Source organism: Microbacterium sp. NPDC059771 (assembly GCF_042732495.1).
GTDB classification, from domain to species: Bacteria; Actinomycetota; Actinomycetes; order Actinomycetales; family Microbacteriaceae; genus Microbacterium; species Microbacterium sufflavum.
On sequence record NZ_JBHWHK010000001.1, the window covers coordinates 1,457,608 to 1,476,471 of the forward strand.

General features: G+C 72.6%; 17 protein-coding genes. 10 read left to right on the forward strand and 7 right to left on the reverse strand.

Annotation, left to right across the window (positions count from 1 at the left end; genetic code table 11):
- Nucleotides 1-45: 45 nt before the first annotated feature.
- Nucleotides 46-585, forward strand: coding sequence for a hypothetical protein (locus tag ACFV3I_RS06955; RefSeq protein ID WP_378822615.1), 540 nt, complete (start codon nucleotides 46-48; stop codon nucleotides 583-585).
- Between the two features lie 40 nt (nucleotides 586-625).
- On the opposite strand, the gene ACFV3I_RS06960 is transcribed toward ACFV3I_RS06955, so the two are convergent.
- The 6 genes from ACFV3I_RS06960 to ACFV3I_RS06985 form a co-directional block, all read right to left on the reverse strand.
- On the reverse strand, nucleotides 626-1,804 hold the full coding sequence (locus tag ACFV3I_RS06960) for a multidrug effflux MFS transporter (RefSeq protein ID WP_366626950.1): 1,179 nt from the start codon (nucleotides 1,802-1,804) through the stop codon (nucleotides 626-628).
- 29 nt (nucleotides 1,805-1,833) lie between these two features.
- Nucleotides 1,834-2,817, reverse strand: a complete 984-nt coding sequence (locus ACFV3I_RS06965) for an alpha/beta hydrolase (protein WP_136029021.1) — start codon at nucleotides 2,815-2,817, stop codon at nucleotides 1,834-1,836.
- The gene (locus tag ACFV3I_RS06970; protein ID WP_136045575.1) at nucleotides 2,814-3,812 is read right to left on the reverse strand and encodes an alpha/beta hydrolase; all 999 of its coding nucleotides are present in this window, start codon (nucleotides 3,810-3,812) and stop codon (nucleotides 2,814-2,816) included. Before ACFV3I_RS06970 ends, ACFV3I_RS06965 begins: the two co-directional genes overlap by 4 nt.
- Nucleotides 3,813-3,893: 81 nt before the next feature.
- Nucleotides 3,894-4,853: an aldo/keto reductase gene (locus ACFV3I_RS06975; protein WP_378822616.1), complete on the reverse strand. Its 960-nt coding sequence runs from the start codon at nucleotides 4,851-4,853 to the stop codon at nucleotides 3,894-3,896.
- An 8-nt stretch (nucleotides 4,854-4,861) separates the two neighbouring features.
- The gene (locus ACFV3I_RS06980; RefSeq protein ID WP_136029027.1) at nucleotides 4,862-5,977 is read right to left on the reverse strand and encodes a zinc-binding dehydrogenase; all 1,116 of its coding nucleotides are present in this window, start codon (nucleotides 5,975-5,977) and stop codon (nucleotides 4,862-4,864) included.
- A gap of 94 nt (nucleotides 5,978-6,071) precedes the next feature.
- Nucleotides 6,072-6,806 (reverse strand): SDR family NAD(P)-dependent oxidoreductase, encoded by a 735-nt coding sequence (locus ACFV3I_RS06985; protein ID WP_378822617.1) that lies wholly within the window; start codon nucleotides 6,804-6,806, stop codon nucleotides 6,072-6,074.
- 123 nt (nucleotides 6,807-6,929) lie between these two features.
- Between ACFV3I_RS06985 and ACFV3I_RS06990 the strand changes: the two genes are divergently transcribed.
- The 8 genes from ACFV3I_RS06990 (at nucleotide 6,930) to ACFV3I_RS07025 (ending at nucleotide 15,698) form a co-directional block, all read left to right on the forward strand.
- Nucleotides 6,930-7,892, forward strand: coding sequence for an aldo/keto reductase (locus ACFV3I_RS06990; protein WP_378822619.1), 963 nt, complete (start codon nucleotides 6,930-6,932; stop codon nucleotides 7,890-7,892).
- Nucleotides 7,893-8,103: 211 nt separating this feature from the next.
- Complete coding sequence (locus tag ACFV3I_RS06995; RefSeq protein WP_206251570.1) at nucleotides 8,104-9,633, forward strand: ABC transporter substrate-binding protein; 1,530 nt, start codon at nucleotides 8,104-8,106, stop codon at nucleotides 9,631-9,633.
- An 80-nt stretch (nucleotides 9,634-9,713) separates the two neighbouring features.
- Nucleotides 9,714-10,655, forward strand: coding sequence for an ABC transporter permease (locus tag ACFV3I_RS07000; protein ID WP_136029033.1), 942 nt, complete (start codon nucleotides 9,714-9,716; stop codon nucleotides 10,653-10,655).
- Nucleotides 10,652-12,439: a dipeptide/oligopeptide/nickel ABC transporter permease/ATP-binding protein gene (locus ACFV3I_RS07005; RefSeq protein ID WP_378822620.1), complete on the forward strand. Its 1,788-nt coding sequence runs from the start codon at nucleotides 10,652-10,654 to the stop codon at nucleotides 12,437-12,439. Before ACFV3I_RS07000 ends, ACFV3I_RS07005 begins: the two co-directional genes overlap by 4 nt.
- Nucleotides 12,436-13,293 carry an ATP-binding cassette domain-containing protein gene (locus ACFV3I_RS07010; protein WP_136029037.1) on the forward strand — a complete coding sequence of 286 codons (858 nt, stop codon included), beginning with the start codon at nucleotides 12,436-12,438 and terminating at the stop codon, nucleotides 13,291-13,293. The genes ACFV3I_RS07005 and ACFV3I_RS07010 overlap by 4 nt, the downstream gene beginning before the upstream one ends.
- Before the next feature lie 47 nt (nucleotides 13,294-13,340).
- The gene (locus ACFV3I_RS07015; protein WP_136029039.1) at nucleotides 13,341-13,928 is read left to right on the forward strand and encodes a TetR/AcrR family transcriptional regulator; all 588 of its coding nucleotides are present in this window, start codon (nucleotides 13,341-13,343) and stop codon (nucleotides 13,926-13,928) included.
- Between the two features lie 34 nt (nucleotides 13,929-13,962).
- Entirely contained in the window at nucleotides 13,963-14,637 is a 675-nt protein-coding gene (locus tag ACFV3I_RS07020) for an alpha/beta fold hydrolase (protein ID WP_247638516.1), read from the forward strand.
- 71 nt (nucleotides 14,638-14,708) lie between these two features.
- Nucleotides 14,709-15,698 carry a methyltransferase dimerization domain-containing protein gene (locus ACFV3I_RS07025; RefSeq protein WP_378822621.1) on the forward strand — a complete coding sequence of 330 codons (990 nt, stop codon included), beginning with the start codon at nucleotides 14,709-14,711 and terminating at the stop codon, nucleotides 15,696-15,698.
- 189 nt (nucleotides 15,699-15,887) lie between these two features.
- Here ACFV3I_RS07025 and ACFV3I_RS07030 read toward each other — a convergent pair whose 3' ends face one another.
- Nucleotides 15,888-17,231, reverse strand: coding sequence for an amidohydrolase (locus ACFV3I_RS07030; protein ID WP_136045709.1), 1,344 nt, complete (start codon nucleotides 17,229-17,231; stop codon nucleotides 15,888-15,890).
- Nucleotides 17,232-17,393: 162 nt separating this feature from the next.
- Between ACFV3I_RS07030 and ACFV3I_RS07035 the strand changes: the two genes are divergently transcribed.
- Nucleotides 17,394-18,842, forward strand: coding sequence for a glyceraldehyde-3-phosphate dehydrogenase (locus ACFV3I_RS07035; RefSeq protein ID WP_378822623.1), 1,449 nt, complete (start codon nucleotides 17,394-17,396; stop codon nucleotides 18,840-18,842).
- Nucleotides 18,843-18,864 lie beyond the last annotated feature (22 nt).

Genomic DNA, 18,864 nt, shown 5'->3' on the forward strand with positions numbered 1-18,864 from the left:
GGTCGGCTCTAGCGATATTGAGCGCTCGATCAATATACTGCGACCGTGGAACCCCTCGTCCCCGCAGCACCGTGGCTGATGGCCGCGGCCGCGCTCGTCTCCGCCGTCGCGTGCGTGGCGGCGTGGCGGGCGGTGCCGTGGCAGGGGAGGCAGTCGGCGCTGGTGATGGCCGCCGGGATGCTCGTGCTCGCGATCCCCGGGGTCGACGCCCTGACGCGGCTCGCGCTCGGCGCGGTGCTCCTGGTCTCCGCGATGCTCGGCACCATGGGCGTGCGCGGCACCGCGGCCGCCGCCACCTGCTGTCACCGGGCGCTGGTGTCGCTCGTGATGGCGGTGTGCGCGTTCGACGGATCCGTCGTGGTCTCCTCGGTCGAGCGCGCCGTCACGCCGAACGGCCACGGCGGGCACGGCCTCGGGGGCGTGCTCTCGGCGCTCGTGATGATCGGGGTCGCCGCGGTCGTGCTGTGGACCGTGGCGGCGGCGTGGTTCGTGCCTCCGCTGCACCACGGTCGCACCGGGCGTCTGCTCGCCACGGAGTCATGGGCGATGGCCGCGGGCGTCGCCGTCATGTGCCTCGGCTTCTGACCGTGGGGCGGGCGGGACCCGGGCGACCCGACCGGGCGGCTCAGGTGCGCGCGGCCGGACGCACGAACGCCCACGCGGCGACCGCCGCGACGGCGGCCGCGAGGGTCATGGTCACGGCCATGGTCATGGCGTTCGTGCCGCCGACGCCCGCCGCGACCGGGGCCAGCACGGGCCCGAACAGGAAGGTGGACATGCCGAGCAGGGCCGATGCGGTGCCCGCGCGCGAACCGTGGTGCGCGAGCGCGAGGGTCTGCCCGTTCGGGCCGCCGACGCCGGAGCACAGCATGAAGCCGACCAGGGCCGCGATCACCCCGGTCACCCCGGTCCCGGCGACGGCCAGCACCAGGAAGGTCGCGGTCGCCAGCAGCGTCGCGGTGCTGCCGCCCAGGTACACGCGGAGGGGGCCCCACCGTCGCACCACCAGCCGGCTCGTCTGGCTGCCCACGATGCTCGCGAGCGCCCCGGCCGCGAACGCCAGGCTGAACGCCTGCGGGCTCAGCCCGAACTCGTCCTGCAGCACGAACGACGACATCGACAGGTAGGTGAAGAACGCCACCCCGCCGCCCGCCGAGGCGCACAGCACCGCGGCGAACAGACGGTCGTGCAGCACGGCGCCCGCGTGACCGCCGAGCGTGCGCAGGCCGCCGCCGTGCCGGTCGTCGGCGTGCAGCGTCTCGGGCAGGGCGAACACGACCACGAGCAGCAGCACGACCCCGACCGCCGCGAGCACGCCGAAGATGCCGCGCCAGTCCATGATCCGTGCGAGCTGGCCGCCCACCACGGGGGCGATGATCGGGGCCGTGCCCGAGACCAGGAACAGCAGCGACAGCATGCGCGACAGCTCCACGCCCTCGAACTGATCGCGCGCGACCGCGAGGCAGATGACGATGCCCGCCGATCCGGCGAGACCCTGCAGGAACCGCGCCACCAGCAGCAGCTCGATGCTCGGGGCGACCGCGCACACGGCGGACAGCACCGCGAACGCGGCCACGCCGACGAGGAGCGGACGCTTCCGGCCCAGCCGGTCGCTGAGGGGACCGGCGATGAGCTGCCCGAGACCCAGGCCGATCATGCACGCCGACATCGTGACCTGCGCGAGCGCCTCGGTCGTGCCGAGCGACGCCGCGAGCTGCGGCAGCTGCGGCAGGTACAGGTCCATCGACAGCGGCCCGAACGCCTCCAGCATCCCGAGCACGAGCATCGCCCGGAGCGTGCCCATGCGGGCGGGCTCCGGGCGCGCCGGGATGCTCATCCGCCCGGGCGCAGCACGCGGCGCAGCCAGCTCTCCCGCGCCGCGACCGCCGCCAGCGACACCTCGGCCTCCGGCGAGAACCCGGAGAAGCCGTGGTACCCGCCGGCCCACACGTGCAGCTCGGCCTGACCGCCGGTCGCCCAGATGCGCAGCGCGTAGTCCACGGCCTCGTCGCGGAAGGTCTCGGCAGCCCCGACCTCGATGAACGCGGGGGCGAGTCCGGACAGGTCGGTGGCGCGTGCGGGGGCCGTGTACGGCGAGACCCGGTCGGTGAAGCGGTCGTCTCCGGCGATGGCGTCCCACGCGGTGTCGTTGTTGTTGCGGTCCCAGGCGCCGAAGCCGTCGTACTGCCGGGCGGACGGCGTCTCGTTGCGGTCGTCCAGCATCGGGCAGCCGAGCAGCTGCCCGGCCAGCCGCGGTCCGCCGCGGTCGCGGGAGAGCAGGGCCACCGCGGCGGACAGCCCGCCGCCCGCGCTCTGCCCCGACGCGATGATGCGGTCGGGGTCGATGCCGAGGTCGTCGGCGTGCGCGGCCATCCACTCCAGCGCCGCGTAGCAGTCCTCCGCCTGCGCCGGGCCCGGATGCTCCGGCGCGAGGCGGTACTCCACCGCGACGCCGACGACGCCGTGCCGGTCGGCCAGATCGATCAGCTCGGCGGTGCCGAAGAAGCGGGTGCCGAGCACCATGCCGCCGCCGTGGATCGACAGGACGGCGGGCGCCGGCCCGGTCGCGGGGGCGGATGGCCGCACGATCGTGACCTCCAGGTCGGGCGCACCGGCGGGGCCGGGGATCACGCGGTCCTCCCACGTCACCGCCCTGCCCTCGGCCTGCACCGCGATGGGCGGGATGATCGTGGCGAAGTGGTCGCGGTTGGCGTGGATGGTGTCGGCGCGCAGCGGGATGCCCTCCACGAGCTGCACGAACGCGTCGAGCCCGGCGACCAGCTCGGGGTCGTACGGCACGGGAGCGGGCGCGGTCATCGGGCGGCCCGCCAGATCCGGCGCAGCCACGACGACCGTGCGGCGAGGGCGGCCCGGGTGATCTCCGCCTCCGGCATGTACATGTCGAAGCCGTGCGCGCCGCCGCCCCACACGTGCAGCTCGGCCTGGCCGCCCGTGGCCCAGATGCCGAGCGCATACGCGGTGTCCTCGTCGCGGAAGGTCTCCGCCTCGCCCACCTCGATGTACGCGGGGGGAAGACCGGACAGATCGGTCGCGCGGCTCGGGGCCGCGTAGGCGGGGGCCTCGTCGCTGAACGCGAGGTCGTCGCCGAGCACGCACGACCACGCCAGCAGGTTCATGTCGCGCTGCCACGTGCCGATGCCGTCGTACTGCAAGCTGGCGACCGAGGTGTTGGTGTTGTCGATCATGGGGCACAGCAGCAGCTGCCCCGCCATGACCGGGCCCTTCCGGTCGCGCGCCAGCAGGGCGACCGCGGCCGTGAGCCCGCCCCCGGCGCTGCCGCCGCCGACGACGAGGCGCTCCGGGTCGATGCCGAGCTCGGCGGCGTGCTCGTGCGTCCAGACGAACGCCGCGTAGCAGTCCTCCACACCGGCGGGGTACGGGTCTTCCGGGGCGAGCCGGTACTCCACGTTCACGGCGACCACGCGGTGCTCCGCGACGATGTCGACCACGCGCGCGGTCTCCCACGAGCGGTGGCCGACGATCATGCCGCCGCCGTGGATGTTCACGAACCCGGGCAGCGCCTCGGTCGCGGAATCCGCGGGGCGGAACACCGTGATCTCGATGTCGGGTGCGCCCGCGGGGCCGGGGATCACGCGGTCCTCCCACACGATCGGGCGGCCCGCGATCACGGTGTCGTTGTCGGGGAACATCCGGTCGACGCCCTCGCGCGGCAGCGTGTCGCGGGTGAGGGGAGGCTGCGGGTTCTTCGCGATCTCGTCCAGCACGGCCTGCACCTCGGGGTCGAACGGGACGGGCGGGACGGTGGGGTGTCCGGCGGCGGTGGCGGTCATGTCTCTCCTCGGTGGGGCGGGGGCGGCGTGGGGCGGGGGCGGCGTGGTGCGGGGCGGGTGTGTGGGGGTCTGCGGACGGTGTCAGGGGCCTTCGGGGTCGACCACGCCGCGGTCGGCCCAGAAGGGTTCGACCAGGCGGCGCAGCTCGTCGGCGCCGATGCGGTCGACGAGGTCGGCGGCGTCGAGGTTCGCGTGCAGCTGTGCCACGCGGGAGGCCCCGAACAGGGTGGTCGTGAGGGCGGGGTGCGTGAGTGTGAACGCGATGCCGAGCTGGGCCGGGGTCGTGTCGAGCGACTCCGCGAGCGCCGTGAACGCCGGCACGTCGGCGATGATCCGCTCCCGGATGTCGCCGGGGTCGCGGCCGATCTGGCGGTCGCCCTTCACGTTCCCCGCGAGCACGCCGCCCTCCAGGCAGTCGGAGGCCTGCAGCGTGAGGCCCTGCTCCCAGAGCCGCGCGAACGGCTCGCCGTCGGGGATCGAGCGCCGTGCCACGCTGTACTTCAGCTGCGCGATCTGCGGCCCGGGCACGCCCTCCGCCGCGGCGAGGTCGAGCAGGCGCTGGATGGACGACGCCGACCAGTTGTTCACGCCCCACGCGCGGATGAGTCCCGCATCGGCGAGGCGCGCGAGGTCGAGCACGAGGTCGCGCAGGTCGAGGTCGTCGCGGCGCAGGTCGCCCAGGATCACGAGGTCGGCGTGCTCCACGCCCACCCGCATCAGGGCGTTCTCGAGCTGCGGGCGGAAGCCTTCGTCGCCGAAGGCCTCCAGCCACAGCTTCGACGACAGCAGCCACTCGTCGCGGCGCAGACCCGCCGCGCGCACCATGGCCGAGAAGATCACGTCGGTGAACACCGGAGGGGCGCCGGGCGCGGAGTACACGCCGACGTCGAAGAGGTTCACGCCGCGGTCGGTCGCCTGGCGCAGCAGCTCGACGGCGTCGGCGAAGTCCATGCGGTCGTAGGTGTGCCACGAGCCGAGCGAGAACAGGGAGGCGTGCAGGCCGCTGCGGCCGATCTCGCGACGGGGGAGAGGGGTGGTCATGGTGCTCCTCAGAGGCTCGGGTCGATGACGGCCTTGACCTCATCGAGGTGGTGCATGTGGGCGATCTTGGCGGAGGCCTCGGCGAGACCGACCGGGGCGCTGAACAGGTCGTCCCAGGGGAAGCGGTCGGCGAACGCGGTGAAGAAGTCGATGGCGCGGGCGTAGTCGGAGATGTCGCCGTTGAGCGAGCCGACGACCGTGAGTTCCTTGCCCATGATCGTGCTGAGGGGGAAGCCGTCGCCCGCGGGGCCGGTGGAGCCGACGATCGCGATGGTGCCGCGCTGCGCCGCCATGCCCACCGCGTCGGGACCCACGCTCGGGGCGCCCGCGAAGTCGAACACGTGGTCGGCGCCGTGGCCGCCCGTGAGCTCCATGACCTGGTCGACGACGGGCCCGTCGCGGAAGTCGACCACGGCGTCGGCGCCGAAGCGGGCGGCGAGCTCCAGCCGGGCGGCGGGGGCGCCGACCGTGATGACCTGCCCGGCGCCCGCGATGGTGGCGACGGCGGTGGCGAAGATGCCGAGCGCGCCCGACCCCTGCACCACGACGCGGGAGCCGGGGCGGATGCGGCCGGCGCGCTCGAACGCGCGCAGCACGGTCTTGGCCGCGCAGCCCGCCATCGACGCCCAGGTGTCCTTCACCGCCGCGGGCAGCAGCAGCTTCGCGGCGCCGGGGGTGACGTAGGCGTACTCCGACAGCCCGGCGGTGGCGTACGGGGGTACGTCGGACCGCTGCAGGAAGCCGTAGCCGCGGCGCGAGCAGGCGACGGGTTCGCGCAGCACGACGCAGCCGTGGCACTCGCCGCACGTGGACTCCGACCAGCCGATGCGGTCGCCGGGGGAGAGCGGGCGGCCGAGGGCGTCGCGCGTGTCGGGTCCGGTGGCCACGATCTCGCCGACCATCTCGTGGCCGAGCACCATCGGGAGCATGCCGGGGAAGGTCATCCGGCCCTCCCAGATCTCGATGTCGGTGCCGCACAGGGTCGTGCAGGCGATGCGCACGAGGGCGGCGCCCGGCTCGATCTCGGTCGGCAGCGGGAGGTCCTGCAGGGTGAGCGGCTCGCCGTGCGCGGTGAGCACGGCGGCGCGGGTCGTGGTCGGGAGGGTCGGGGCGGGGAGGGTCATGCGGTTCTCCTGTCGCGGGACGGGTGGGGGATCGGGAACGCTCCGCGAGGGGCGGGGTGCGGATCCGATCCCGTGACGGATGCGGGCGGACGGGTCAGACCAGGAGCTGGCCGCCGTCGACCGGCACCGAGACGCCGGTGATGTGGCCGGCGGCGTCGCTCGCGAGGAACAGCACGAGCGGCGTGACCTGGTCGACCTCGGCGAGCGTGCCGAGCGGGATGCGCGACTCCCAGGCCGCGCGGGCGTCGGGGTTCGAGGCGAAGTCGGCGGTGAGCGGGGTGAGCACCGGGCCGGGGGCGACCGCGTTCACGCGCACGCCCGCGGTGGCGAGCTCGATCGCGGCGGTGCGGGTGAGGGCGTCGACCGCGGCCTTGGTGGCCTCGTAGTGCCCGAGGCCCGGGGTGGGCTGTCGGGCGCCGATGGACGAGATGTTGACGATGCTGCCGCGTCCGGCCGCCGCGAGCAGTGCGCCGAACACGCGGAGCATGAGGAACGTGCCACGCACGTTGACGCGCAGGGCCGCATCGACCGCGTCGACCGGGACCTCCTGCAGCGTGCCGCCGCCCGCGACGACCCCGGCGTTGTTCACGAGCACGTCGAGCCCGCCGGCGGCCGTGACGCGGTCGGCTGCGGCCAGGACGGAGGCCTCGTCGGCGATGTCGAGGGGGAGGGCGGTGGCGCCGATCTCGGCCGCGACCGCGGCGGCGGCGTCGGCGTTCACGTCGCCGAGGAACACCTCGTCGCCCGCGGAGCGGAAGGCGGTGGCGATGCCGCGGCCGAGGCCGGACGCCCCTCCGGTGACCAGGATGCGGCGCGGGGATGCGGTCATGTTCGTCCTCACTGACGGTGCTCTGACGGGATGAGTCCGTTATATTCTACAACCATAGAAAAACACAACCCCGGTTGCTGAGCGGCGAGCGCAGCGACGAGACGAAGCACGCGAAGGAGCGTCATGCCCGATTCGACCCACCCCCGCCGTCCGCTGCAGACGGGCGGTGCCCCGGTGCCGCCCCTCGCCCTCGGCTCCTGGAACACGTGGGACCGCATGGCGCCGGAGGAGGCGGTCGCGCTGATCCGCCGCGCGGTCGAGCTCGACGCCGGGTTCTTCGACGTCGCGTACTACAACATGGGGCCGCACGCCGAGAACTCGACGACCGACATCCTGTTCGGGCAGGCGCTGCGGGCGAGCGGTGTCGACCGCGACGACATCGTGCTGTGCGGCAAGCTGTGGCTGTGGGACTGGCCGAACCAGGGGTTCCGCGCGCAGCTCGTCGAGTCGCTCGAGCGGGCGGGGCTCGACCGGTTCGACACCCTCGTGGTGGGCGACTACCTCGATGCGCCCGACCTCCCGCGGCTCGTCGCCGACGTGAACGCCCTGATCGACGAGGGTCTCGTCGGCTCGTGGGGCATCAACAACTGGCGCATCGCCGACACCCGCGCCGCGCTCGCCGAGGCTCGGACGCGCGGGCTGGCCGGCCCCGCGTTCGCGCAGCTGAAGTACGGCATCGCGCGGCGGTCGATGGCCGAGGGCGACGCGTACGGGCCGCTGTTCGCCGACGGCACCCTCACCCTGCAGGCGTCCGACGTGTTCGAGGGCGGCATCCTCGCCACGGGCCGGACGCCGCAGCGCAAGATCGGCGCCGACGTGGGCGGCATCCGCGAGCAGATCGCGGCCCTGTACCCCGAGGTCGCGCGGGTGGCGGGGGAGTTCGGGGTGACGCCGGCCGCGCTCGGCATCGCCTTCTGCCTCGCGAATCCCGCCACCGCGAACGTGCTGTTCGGCGCCTCACGGCTCGAGCAGCTCGAGCAGAACCACGCCGCGCTCGCGCTCGTCCGCGACCACGGCCCCGAGGTGCGGGCGGCCCTCTCCGACGTCGCCGTGGACCGCGACGTGCGCGCGGACGGGGTGTGGTGACGGGAGTGGCGAGACGGGATGCTGCGCGCAGAGACAAGCCGGGTGCGCCCGGTGGCATGAGCTGTGCCCGTTGCCGCGGGAAACATGCTTGCGCTCTTTTTCCACACATGTAGACTAACCAGCACGACACATCGAGGTGGCGTCGATCCGGTCTCCCGGTCAGCGGCTCTTCGAACCTTCTTCACCACCCCTGCACCCGAGAGAAGGAACCATGAAACGAATGCCCCTCGCGCTCGCCGCAGCCGTGGCCGCGACCCTCGCGCTCACCAGCTGCAGCGGCGGCGGAACGCCATCGCCCTCCGAGGGCGGCGGCGCCGAAGGCCCCGACGCGCTCAACATCGGCAACTTCCTCGACATCACGTCGTGGGATCCGTCCCTGGCCGACATCGGGTTCGACGGCCCGTACCTCTCCGCGGTCTACGACGCCCTGATCGCCCTCGACGCCGACGGCGACCCGATCCCGTCGCTCGCCACCGAGTGGACCGTGGCCGACGACGACCTGAGCATCGACCTCGACCTCCGCACCGACGCCGTGTTCAGCGACGGCACCCCGGTCGACGTCGACGCCGTGCTCGCGAGCCTCGAGTACCTCAAGGCCGGCGCCCGCTCGGGTGAGGCCTACGTCAACGTCGACAGCTTCGAGAAGGTCGACGACGACACCGTCCGCATCAACCTCACGCAGCGCGACGACACGATCCTCTACTTCATGGGCCTCGGGCGCAGCTACATCGCGTCGCCCGCGTCGATCGAGGCCGGAACGCTCGGCAGCGAGCCGGTCGGCTCCGGTCCCTACGTGCTCGACAGCGCCACCAGCGTCCCCGGCGCGGAGTACCACTTCACCAAGACCGAGGACCACTGGGACGCGAAGACCTACCCCTTCGCCGAGCTCGCGATCTACCCGATCACCGACGCGACCGCCCGGCACAACGCCATGCTCAGCGGCCAGATCAACGTGCAGTACGGGGACGTCGCCAACCTGGAGCAGGCCGAGCAGCAGGGCTGGAACACCGCGCAGCGCGTGTCCGGCTGGGCGGGCCTGGTCATCACCGACCACACGGGGGCCAAGAGCGAGCCCCTCGGCAAGCTCGAGGTGCGCCAGGCCCTGAACTACGCGTTCGACGGTGCCGCGATCCTCGCCGCGGTCGGCAGCGGCGCCGGTGTCGCCACCAACCAGGTCTTCCCCGACGGAGGGCCGATCAACGACCCGTCCCTCAACGACGCCTACGCGGTCAACATGGACAAGGCGAAGGAGCTGCTCGCCGACGCCGGGTACCCAGACGGCTTCGCGATCTCGATGCCCATGTCGCCCATCTTCGAGATGTGGAAGCCCTCGGCGGAGCAGGCGCTCACCGAGCTCGGCATCACCGTCACGTGGGACAACATGCAGATGCCGGACTACCAGCTCAACGCGCCGAACTACCCGATGTTCATCTCGTTCCTCGCGATGGACGGCAACGACGTCGCCACGGTGGCCCGCCAGGTCACGAGCGTCCAGTGGTTCAACCCGGAGCCCGACTACGCCGAGAACGACGTCATCGCGCCGCTCGTCGAGAAGGTGCAGACCGAACGAGGCGACGCCCAGACCGCGGCCGTCAAGGAGCTCAACGAGGCCCTCGTCGACCAGGCGTGGTGGTCGGTCTGGTACCAGGCGAACAACATCTACTACACGGCGCCCGGCATCCAGCTGCAGCCCGTCGTGGGCATGATGTTCCCGACCCTGCGCTACATCACCCAGGGCTGATGCCCGCCCGGGGCGGCCACCCGACACCGGCCGCCCCGGCACCCTTCCCCCTCCGACCCTCCTCACCCCGAGAGGCCCCCATGCTCCTGTTCACGGCGAAGCGGGTGCTGTCCGGCATCCTGCTGCTCGTCGCGGTCTCGATCGGCACCTTCTTCCTGGCGCACCTCGCGATCAGCGACCCGACCGCCTCGCTGCTGGGCACCACCGCGAGCCCCGCGCAGCAGCAGGCCCTGGCCGAGAAGATCGGCCTCGACCGCCCCCTGATCGTGCAGTTCTGGGACTGGTTCTCGCACGCCGTGCTCCTCGACTTCGGCGAGTCGTGGCGCAACTTCCAGCCCGTCGGCGCCCAGCTCGCGATCAAGGTCCCCGTGACGCTCTCGGTGGTCACGTTCGCGACGCTCATCACGGCCGTGATCGGCATCGCGTTCGGCATGATCACCGGGCTGCGCCCCGGCACCTGGTTCGACCGGATCATCAAGGGCATCTCGGTCGTGCTGTTCGCGCTCCCCGGATTCTGGGTGAGCCTGGTGCTGGTCATGTGGCTCGCCGTGCAGCTGAAGTGGTTCCCCGCGGTCGGCTACGTGCCGCCGACGCAGTCCGTCGAGGGATGGCTGCGCTCGATCACCCTGCCGGCGATCTCCCTCGCGCTCGGCGGCATCGTCGCCGTGTCGGAGCAGCTGCGCAACGCCGTGATCGCGCAGAGCAGGCAGGACTGGGTGCGTACGCTCCGCAGCCGCGGGCTCTCCGCCGCGCGGGTCAACCTGCACATCCTCCGCAACGCCTCGCCCGCCGCGCTCACCGTGATCGCCCTCATGTTCGTGGGACTGCTGTCCGGCGCGATCGTGGTGGAGCAGATCTTCAGCCTCCCCGGCCTCGGCCAGCTCACGAACCAGTCCTCGCAGAACGGCGACATTCCGATGCTCCTGGGCATCACGGTCATCTCCATCGTGTTCGTCGTCGTGATCAACCTCCTGCTCGACCTCGTGCTCGGCTGGATCAACCCGAAGGTGCGCGTCGCATGACCACGACCGACATCCGCGTCGCATTCGACCGCGCCGCCCAGAAGCGGCGCTCGAGCCTGTTCCGGCGCTTCCTCCGCCACCCCGGCGGCTACCTCCCGCTCGCGATCTTCCTGCTCATCGTGCTGGTCGGCGTCTTCGCGCCGCTGCTGGCGCCCATGGACCCGAACCTCGTCGACCTCGCCGCCGCCAAGGCGCCGCCCTCGCCCGAGCACCTCCTCGGCGGAGACTCCACCGGCCGCGACATCCTCAGCCGCCTCATCTACGGCACCCGGACGACCCTCTGGGGCGCGCTCATCACGATCGTCACGGCCCTCGTGATCGGTGTGCCCACCGGCGTCGCTGCGGGCTACTTCGGCGGCGTGTTCGACCGGGTCGCCACCTGGATCAGCGACGCGCTGCAGTCGATCCCCGGCATGATCATCCTGCTCGTGGTCGCCGCCGGCAGCCGCAACAACTTCGAGCTGCTGATGGCCACGGTCGGCGTGTTCATGGTGCCCGGGTACTTCCGCATCGCCCGGTCGCAGACGCTCGCGGTGCGCGGCGAGCCGTACATCGATGCCGCCCGCGTCTCCGGGCTCTCCGACGGGCGCATCATCTTTCGCCACGTGATCACCGCCGTGTACCCGCCCGTGATCATCCAGACCGCGCTCACCGCCGGCATCGCGATGGGAATGCAGGCGGGACTGCAGTTCCTCGGCATCGGCGACTCGAACGTCCCCAGCTGGGGCGCCATGATGCTCGAGGGCTTCCGCCTGATGCTCACGTACCCGCTGATGCTGCTGTGGCCCTCCGCCGCCCTCGGCCTCACGATCGCGGTGCTCGCGATCATGGGCTCGACCCTCGCGGAGCTCGTGCAGGTGCGCACGCCCCGGGCCCACCGCCGGAAAGACGCCGCGGTGGTCGCCGCCGCCGACGCCCCCGCCCCGACCGGGGCCGCGCAGCACGAGGCCGCCTCGTCGGCGCTGCGCGTCGAGAACCTGCGTGTCGTGCACGCCACGCCGAACGGCGAGACCGAGGTCGTCCACGGGGTCACCCTCGACGTGGCCCCCGGCGAGGTGGTCGGCATCGTGGGCGAGTCCGGATCGGGCAAGTCGCAGACGGTGTTCTCGGTGCTCGATCTGCTGCCCTCCACCGGCCGCGCGACCGCCGACGCGATCTGGGTGGGCGGCACCGACGTGACCGCGGCGACGCCCGCCCAGCGGCACGCACTGCTCGGGCGCACGATCGGCTACGTGCCGCAGGAGCCCATGAGCAACCTCGACCCCTCGTACACGATCGGGCACCAGCTGGTCGAGCCGCTGCGCCGCGTGCACGGACTCAGCCGCGCGGCCGCGACCGAGCGGGCGCGCGCCGTGCTCGTGCGGGTCGGCCTCACCGACCCCGACCGGGTCATGCGCAGCTACCCGCATCAGGTGTCCGGCGGCATGGCGCAGCGCGTGCTCATCGCGGGCGCGATCGCCGGGCGGCCCTCACTGCTCGTGGCCGATGAGCCCACCACGGCGCTCGACGTGACCGTGCAGGCCGAGGTGCTCGAACTGCTGCGCGAGCTGCAGGCCGAGTACGGCATGGCGCTGCTGATCGTCACGCACAACTTCGGCGTCGTCGCCGACATCTGCGACCGCGTGATCGTGATGCGCGGCGGCGACATCGTGGAGTCCGGACCGGTCGACGACCTGTTCGCCGCGCCCGCGGAGCCCTACACGCGCGAGCTGATCGCCGCCTCGCTCGACGACGCCGCCGGCCGCGCCGAGCTCGACCGCCACCGTACGGAGGTGCCCGCATGACCGCCGCGACCGACACCGCGACCCGCCCGCTGCTCGAGGTGAGCGACCTGGTGGTGGAGTACGGGCGCGGGCGCACCGCGTTCCGCGCGCTTCACGGGGTCTCGCTCGACATCGCGCCGGGGGAGTGCCTCGGGCTCGTGGGCGAGTCCGGGTCGGGCAAGTCCACGCTCGGCAAGGCCATCCTCGGCCTGGCCCCGGTGACCGAGGGGAGCATCCGCTTCGACGGCCGCGAGATCAGCCGCCTGGGCGGTCGTGCCCGCCGCGCGCTCGCCGACGACGTGCAGGTCGTGTTCCAGGACCCGTACGGTTCGCTCAACCCCGCCCTCACGATCGGCGACATCCTCACCGAGCCGCTGCTCACGACCGGCCTCGGCGCGAAGGCCGCCGAGGCGAAGGTGCGCGAGATGCTCGACCGGGTGCGGCTGCCCTCGGCGAGCATGGACCGCTACCCGAGCGAGTTCTCCGGCGGTCAGCGGCAGCGCGTCGCGATCGCCCGCGCCCTGGTGCGCGGACCGCGGCTGATCGTGTGCGACGAGCCCGTGAGCGCGCTCGACCTCACCACGCAGGCCACCATCCTCGACCTGTTCATCGAGCTGCAGCGCGACACCGGCGTGGCGTACCTGTTCGTGTCGCACGACCTCGGCGTCGTGCGGCGCGTGTGCCACCGGGTGGCCGTGATGTACCGCGGCGAGCTGGTGGAGGTGGGCGAGGGCGAGCAGGTCACCCGCGCCCCGCGGCACCCCTACTCCGAGCGGCTGCGCCTCGCCTCGCCCGTGGCCGACCCGGTCGCGCAGCGGGAGCGCCGGGCGCAGTGGCTCGCTCTGCGGGAGGTGCCCGATGCGGCGGTACGGTAGCTCCAGGCCGGAACTCGCACTCACCCGGACCCGGCCGGAAGGACGCCATGCCGAAGATCATCGACCACGACCAGCGGCGACGGGACATCGTCGAGGTGGCCAAGAGCATCATCCTGAAGGGCGGCTTCGAGGCTGCGACGATGCGCAGCATCGCCGCGGAGGCGGGGTTCGCGAACGGGGCTCTGAAGCACTACTTCCCCGGCAAGGAGAGCATCGTCGCGGCCACGTTCGAGACGATCCTGCAGCAGATGTCGGAGGGCGTGCAGGCGGCGGGCGAGGAGCCGGTCGCGGCCGACGATGCGCTGCGGGGCTTCCTGCAGGCGACCATCCCGCGCGACCGGGAGCAGATCGCCGCGGGGCGGGTGCTGCTGGCGCTGTGGGAGTACGCGATGGCGAACGAGGCGCTCGCGGAGCTGTATCGCGGGCACCTGGCGTCGTGGCGGCGCTCGCTGATCGAGCGGATGGAGGCGGCCCGCGACGAGGGGTCGATCCGCGAGCAGGACTACGGCTCGCTCGCGGACGAGTTCATCTCGGCGGCGGTGGGCGCGACCGTCATCAATCTCATGTATCCGGACGGCGACCGCATCGCCGACTACGAGAGCTACATCGACCGGTTCCTGGCGCGGCTGCGCTGATCGCGGGGCGCCGGTCCGCACAGGGAGGCGCCGCATGACCGCACAGACAGCTCGACCCGTGGTGTTCCTGCACGGCCTCGCCTCGCGCGGCTCCCAGGACTGGCCGGAGACGGAGTGGACGGGCGTGCTCGGCGACCGCCCGCGCGTCGTGATCGACCTCCCGGCGCACGGTGAGGCGGAGGCGCTCGGCGTGGTCCCGACCTCGGCCGTGCTCGACGCGCTCGCCGAGACGATCGGACCGGACGAGATCGATCTGGTCGGCTACTCGCTGGGCGCCCGGCTCGCCTGGGACCTCGCTCGTCACCCGCGCGTGGCGGTGCGCCGCCTGGTCCTCGGCGGGCTCAGCGCGGGGGAGCCCTTCGCGCTGGTCGACCTTCCGGCTGCCCGTGCCGCCGTCGGGGGAGGGGCGGCACCCGCGGATCCGCTGACCGCGATGATCGTGCACATGGCGACTCTTCCCGGCAACCGCGCCGGCGAGCTGCTCGACCTGATCGAGGGGCTCGCCACTGAGCCGTTCGCGCCCGAGGGTGGCGTGCCCGCGCAGCCGGTGCTGCTGCTGGGCGGCGCCGACGACGCGATGGCGGCGGGCATCGACGGCCTCGCCGCACTGCTGCCCGACGCCCGCGTGCAGCGGGTGCCGGGGGACCACCTCACGGCGCCGCACACGCCGGAGTTCCGCGCGGCGGTCCGCGACTTCCTCGCGGACTGAGCCGGGGCCCGTCGGACGGCCCGCACCCTGACCTTTATTTCCCACGTTCGTAGACAATCGAAAGGCACCCCATGACCGACACCTCCACGCCGGACGCCGCGCGGATCCTCGACATCGCCACCGGCTACATGGCCGCCAAGCAGCTGTTCCAGGCCAGCCGGATCGGCCTGTTCGCCGCCGTCGCCGACGGCGCAGACACGGTCACCGCGATCGCCGAGCGCTGCGGGGTGAGCGAGCGCATCGCGCGCCTGCTCGCCGACGCGATGGCGGCCAAGGCACTGCTCGTGCGCACCGACGGACGCTACGCCCTCGCCGACGACGCCGCGGCCTACCTCACGGGCGACGCCGCCGCGATCGACCTCGCGCCGTTCCTCACCTTCCTCGACGAGATCAGCTACCCGCACTGGCTGCAGTTCGCGCACACCGTGGACACCACCCAGCCGGGTGACCTGCAGATGGACGACGCCCGCTGGGGCACGTTCATGGCGGGCGTCATGACGTACAACCGCCTGCACGCGCAGGAGTTCGGACGCCTCGTCGACCTCTCCGGTGCCACGAACGCCCTCGACTTCGGCGGGCTCTCGGCCGAGTTCGCGCTGTCGGTCATGGCGCGCAACCCGCAGCTGCACACGACCTTCGTGTATGCGCCAGGGTTCGAGGACGGCCTGGCCGAGGCCGTGCAGTCCGCGGGCGTGGCCGACCGCACGACCGTGGAGGTGGGGGAGACCGCGACCGCGACGCCCGAGGGCTCGTACGACGCCGTGTTCGCCAACCACGTGATCCACCGCTTCTCGGCGGAGGAGAACGCGCAGATCTTCCGCAACCTGCGGGCGGCCGCGGCCGACGGGGCGACCCTGACCGTGCTCGACTTCTTCCTCGACGACGACGCCGAGCAGCGCGCGCTCGACGCCCTCCACGCGGGGGAGTACCTGGTGATCGACGGCACCGTGGTGTACCCGGAGTCCGAGGTGCGCGGCTGGCTGAGCGACGCCGGCTGGTCGGTGCGCGACACGATCGCCCTGCCGGGGAGCCCGCGGGTACTGGTGGCCACCGCGGTGTGAGAACCGCGGTCTGAGACTGGTCCGAGGGGGATCAGAGGCGGGCGGCATGCGTGAACATGCCGCCCGCCGTTATCGCGTGTCCCGGTCGCGTGTCGTGCGGGGATGCGGGCGCGAAACCGCGCCTTCCCGGCGGGTTTCCGGCACGTTTTCGATCCCGCTACCGGGGGCCCGGGCGGGGGAGCCGCCGCCTCAGTCGCGCGCGAAGACCGTCCGGCCGTCGACGACCGTGCGCTCCACCGTGACGGAGGTGAACGCCCGCCCTGGTTCGAGCGGATCCTCGTCGAGCACCGTGAGGTCGGCGACGCGACCCGGCTCGAGCGTGCCCTTCCAGTCGGCGGCGCCGTCCTGCCGCGCGGCCTCCACGGTCATCGCGCGCAGGAGTCGTCGCCGCAGCTCCGCGTCGTCCGCCCCGCCCGCCGCGGTCACGAGCCGCAGTGAGGCGTCGAGGCTCGGGCGCCAGTCCGGGGTCGCGATCGGGGCGTCGCTCGTCAACGTGGTGAGGGCGCCCGAGCCGAACATCTCGGCGAGCGGCCAGGCCGCGGCGACCCGTGCCTCGCCGAGCTGGACGGCGGCCCACGAGTGGGTGTGCGCGGCGATCAGTGGCTGGATCGCGAACCCGGCGCCGATGTCGCGCATGCGGGCGATCTGCGCGGGCGTCGCGAGGTCGCCGTGCACGACGTAGTGCGGTCCCGGCGCGGCGGGTGCCGGGTCGAGCCGTTCCAGCACCGCGAGGAACTCGGCGATCGAGCGGTCGCCCGTGGCGTGCACCGCGATCTGCAGGCCGCGCGCGGCGGCGAGCTCGATCATGCGCTGGAACGCCGACAGCGGATCGCCGCCGCCGCGCGTGAGCAGGTGTCCGGTCGTGCCGTCGGCGTAGGGCTCGTCCGTCCAGGCGGTGGCCATCGGCGGGATGCCGTCGGCGAAGATCTTGACCCCGGGGATCGCGAGCCAGCGCGCGTCGGTCGAGGGCGGCGGGGTCTGGAGCCCGCGCTCGAAGTCGTCGAGCGTGCTCTCGCCGTCGATCGTGCCGAACAGGCGCAGCAGCGTGACGCGGGAGGTCTGCGCGCCCTCGCGGTGCAGCTCCACGTAGGCGTCGAGCATGTCGCTGCCGAAGCATCCCGTCTCGCCGTCGTCCTCGCCGGGGCCGATGCCGGGTTCGGTGTAGCTGGTGATCCCGAGCTCGGCGAGCAGCCGCCATGCCCGTCGCAGGGTGGCGCGTCGCTCCCCGGCCGTGGAGACCAGGCGGCCGGACGGCTGCTGCTCCGGCGGGGTGTCGGAGAAGAAGAGGTGGGGCCAGCGGGCGCCGAGCCAGGCGGCGTGCAGGTGGGCGTCGTTGAGGCCGGGCACGACCGTGCGGCCGTCGAGCTCGAGCGTGCTCCGGGCGGGGAGCGCCTCGGCATCCGCACCGGTGGCGACGATCACCCCGTCGCGCACGGCGAGGGCCGACGTGGTGGTGTCGCGCGGGTCGAGGGTGTGGATGCGGCCGCCGCGGATGATCAGGTCGGCGCCGTCGCCGGAGAGTGCAGTGCTCATTATTCCACCAGTGTAGACGAAAAGAACGGACGGGCGGGACCCCGGACACCCGATTCGGCGCTGCCCTCGCCCGGCTTGTACGCTGGGGGCATCCCCCGAATCCACCGGCAACCTCGCGCGAGCCGGCGACCTCGGCGCGCGCTCACACATGCAAGGACGCAGATGAACGATTCCGCGGCACCCCGCGACGAATGGACGGCGAGCGAAGAGCTGGCGGAGCGGATGATCCCGCTCGTCGGAGCGCTCAAGCGGGAGCACGACGTGGTCACGTCGTTGCACGGGCACCGGCTGCTGGGCCTGTCGGCGACCGGTCTCGTCGAGGTGCACGACCGCGTCGCGCAGCTCGGCCACGAACGACTCTCGATCGACGACACCCTCGCCGTGCTCGAGGCCATCCACGCACTCGGACCAGGAGCCTCCTCGCTCGACGTGGCCCGGCTCGCGGAGGGCCACGCGTCGAGCGGCCGCCCGCTCGACGAGTACCTGGCAGAGGCGCTGGCCCCCGCGATCGGTGCCGTGCCCGCCGACCCGACCGACGTGGTGCTGTACGGCTTCGGTCGCATCGGGCGTCTGCTCGCGCGCATCCTCATCGCCCACACCGGCGGCGGCAGCGGACTGCGCCTGCGTGCCATCGTCGTGCGCCGGGGCTCCGACAACGACCTCGTCAAGCGCGCCTCGCTGCTGCTGCGCGACTCGGTGCACGGCCGCTTCGCCGGCTCGGTCACGGTCGACGAGGAGGCCGAGCAGATCATCGCCAACGGCACCCGCATCCAGGTGATCTACTCCGACGACCCCGCCACGATCGACTACACCGCCTACGGCATCCACCACGCGATCGTCGTCGACAACACCGGCCGCTGGCGCGACGAGGCCGGGCTCTCGCAGCACCTGCGGTCCGCCGGGGTCGCGCGCGTGCTGCTGACCGCGCCGGGCAAGGGCGCGCTGAAGAACATCGTGCACGGCATCAACGACGCCGACGTCACGCCGGAGGACCGCATCGTCTCGGCGGCGTCCTGCACCACCAATGCGATCACCCCGGTGCTCGCCGCGATCGACGAGGCCTACGGCGTGGTTGCCGGGCACGTGGAGACCGTGCACTCGTTCACGAACGACCAGAACCTCATCGACAACTTCCACAAGGGCGATCGCCGCGGCCGCTCGGCCGTGCTCAACATGGTCATCACCGAGACCGGTGCCGCGAAGGCGGTCGCCAAGGCGCTGCCGCAGCTGGAGGGCAAGCTCACCGGCAGCTCCATCCGCGTGCCCACGCCCGACGTGTCGCTCGCGGTGCTGCACCTGACCTGCGAGCGCCCCGTGGAGAAGGAGCAGGTCAACGACTACCTGCGGCGCATCTCGCTGCACTCGAAGCTGCGCCAGCAGATCGACTACGTCGAGAGCCCCGACGTCGTCTCCACCGACTTCGTGGGATCGCACAGGGCGGGCATCGTCGACGGGCTCGCGACCGTCGCCCACGGCAACACCCTCATCCTCTACGTCTGGTACGACAACGAGTTCGGCTACTCGTGCCAGGTCATCCGGGTGCTGGAGGTCATGGCCGGGTCGCACCCGATCGTGCTTCCGGAGCGCCGCGAGGTCACGCTGCAGGCCTGACCCGCGAATGGGGGAGGCACCC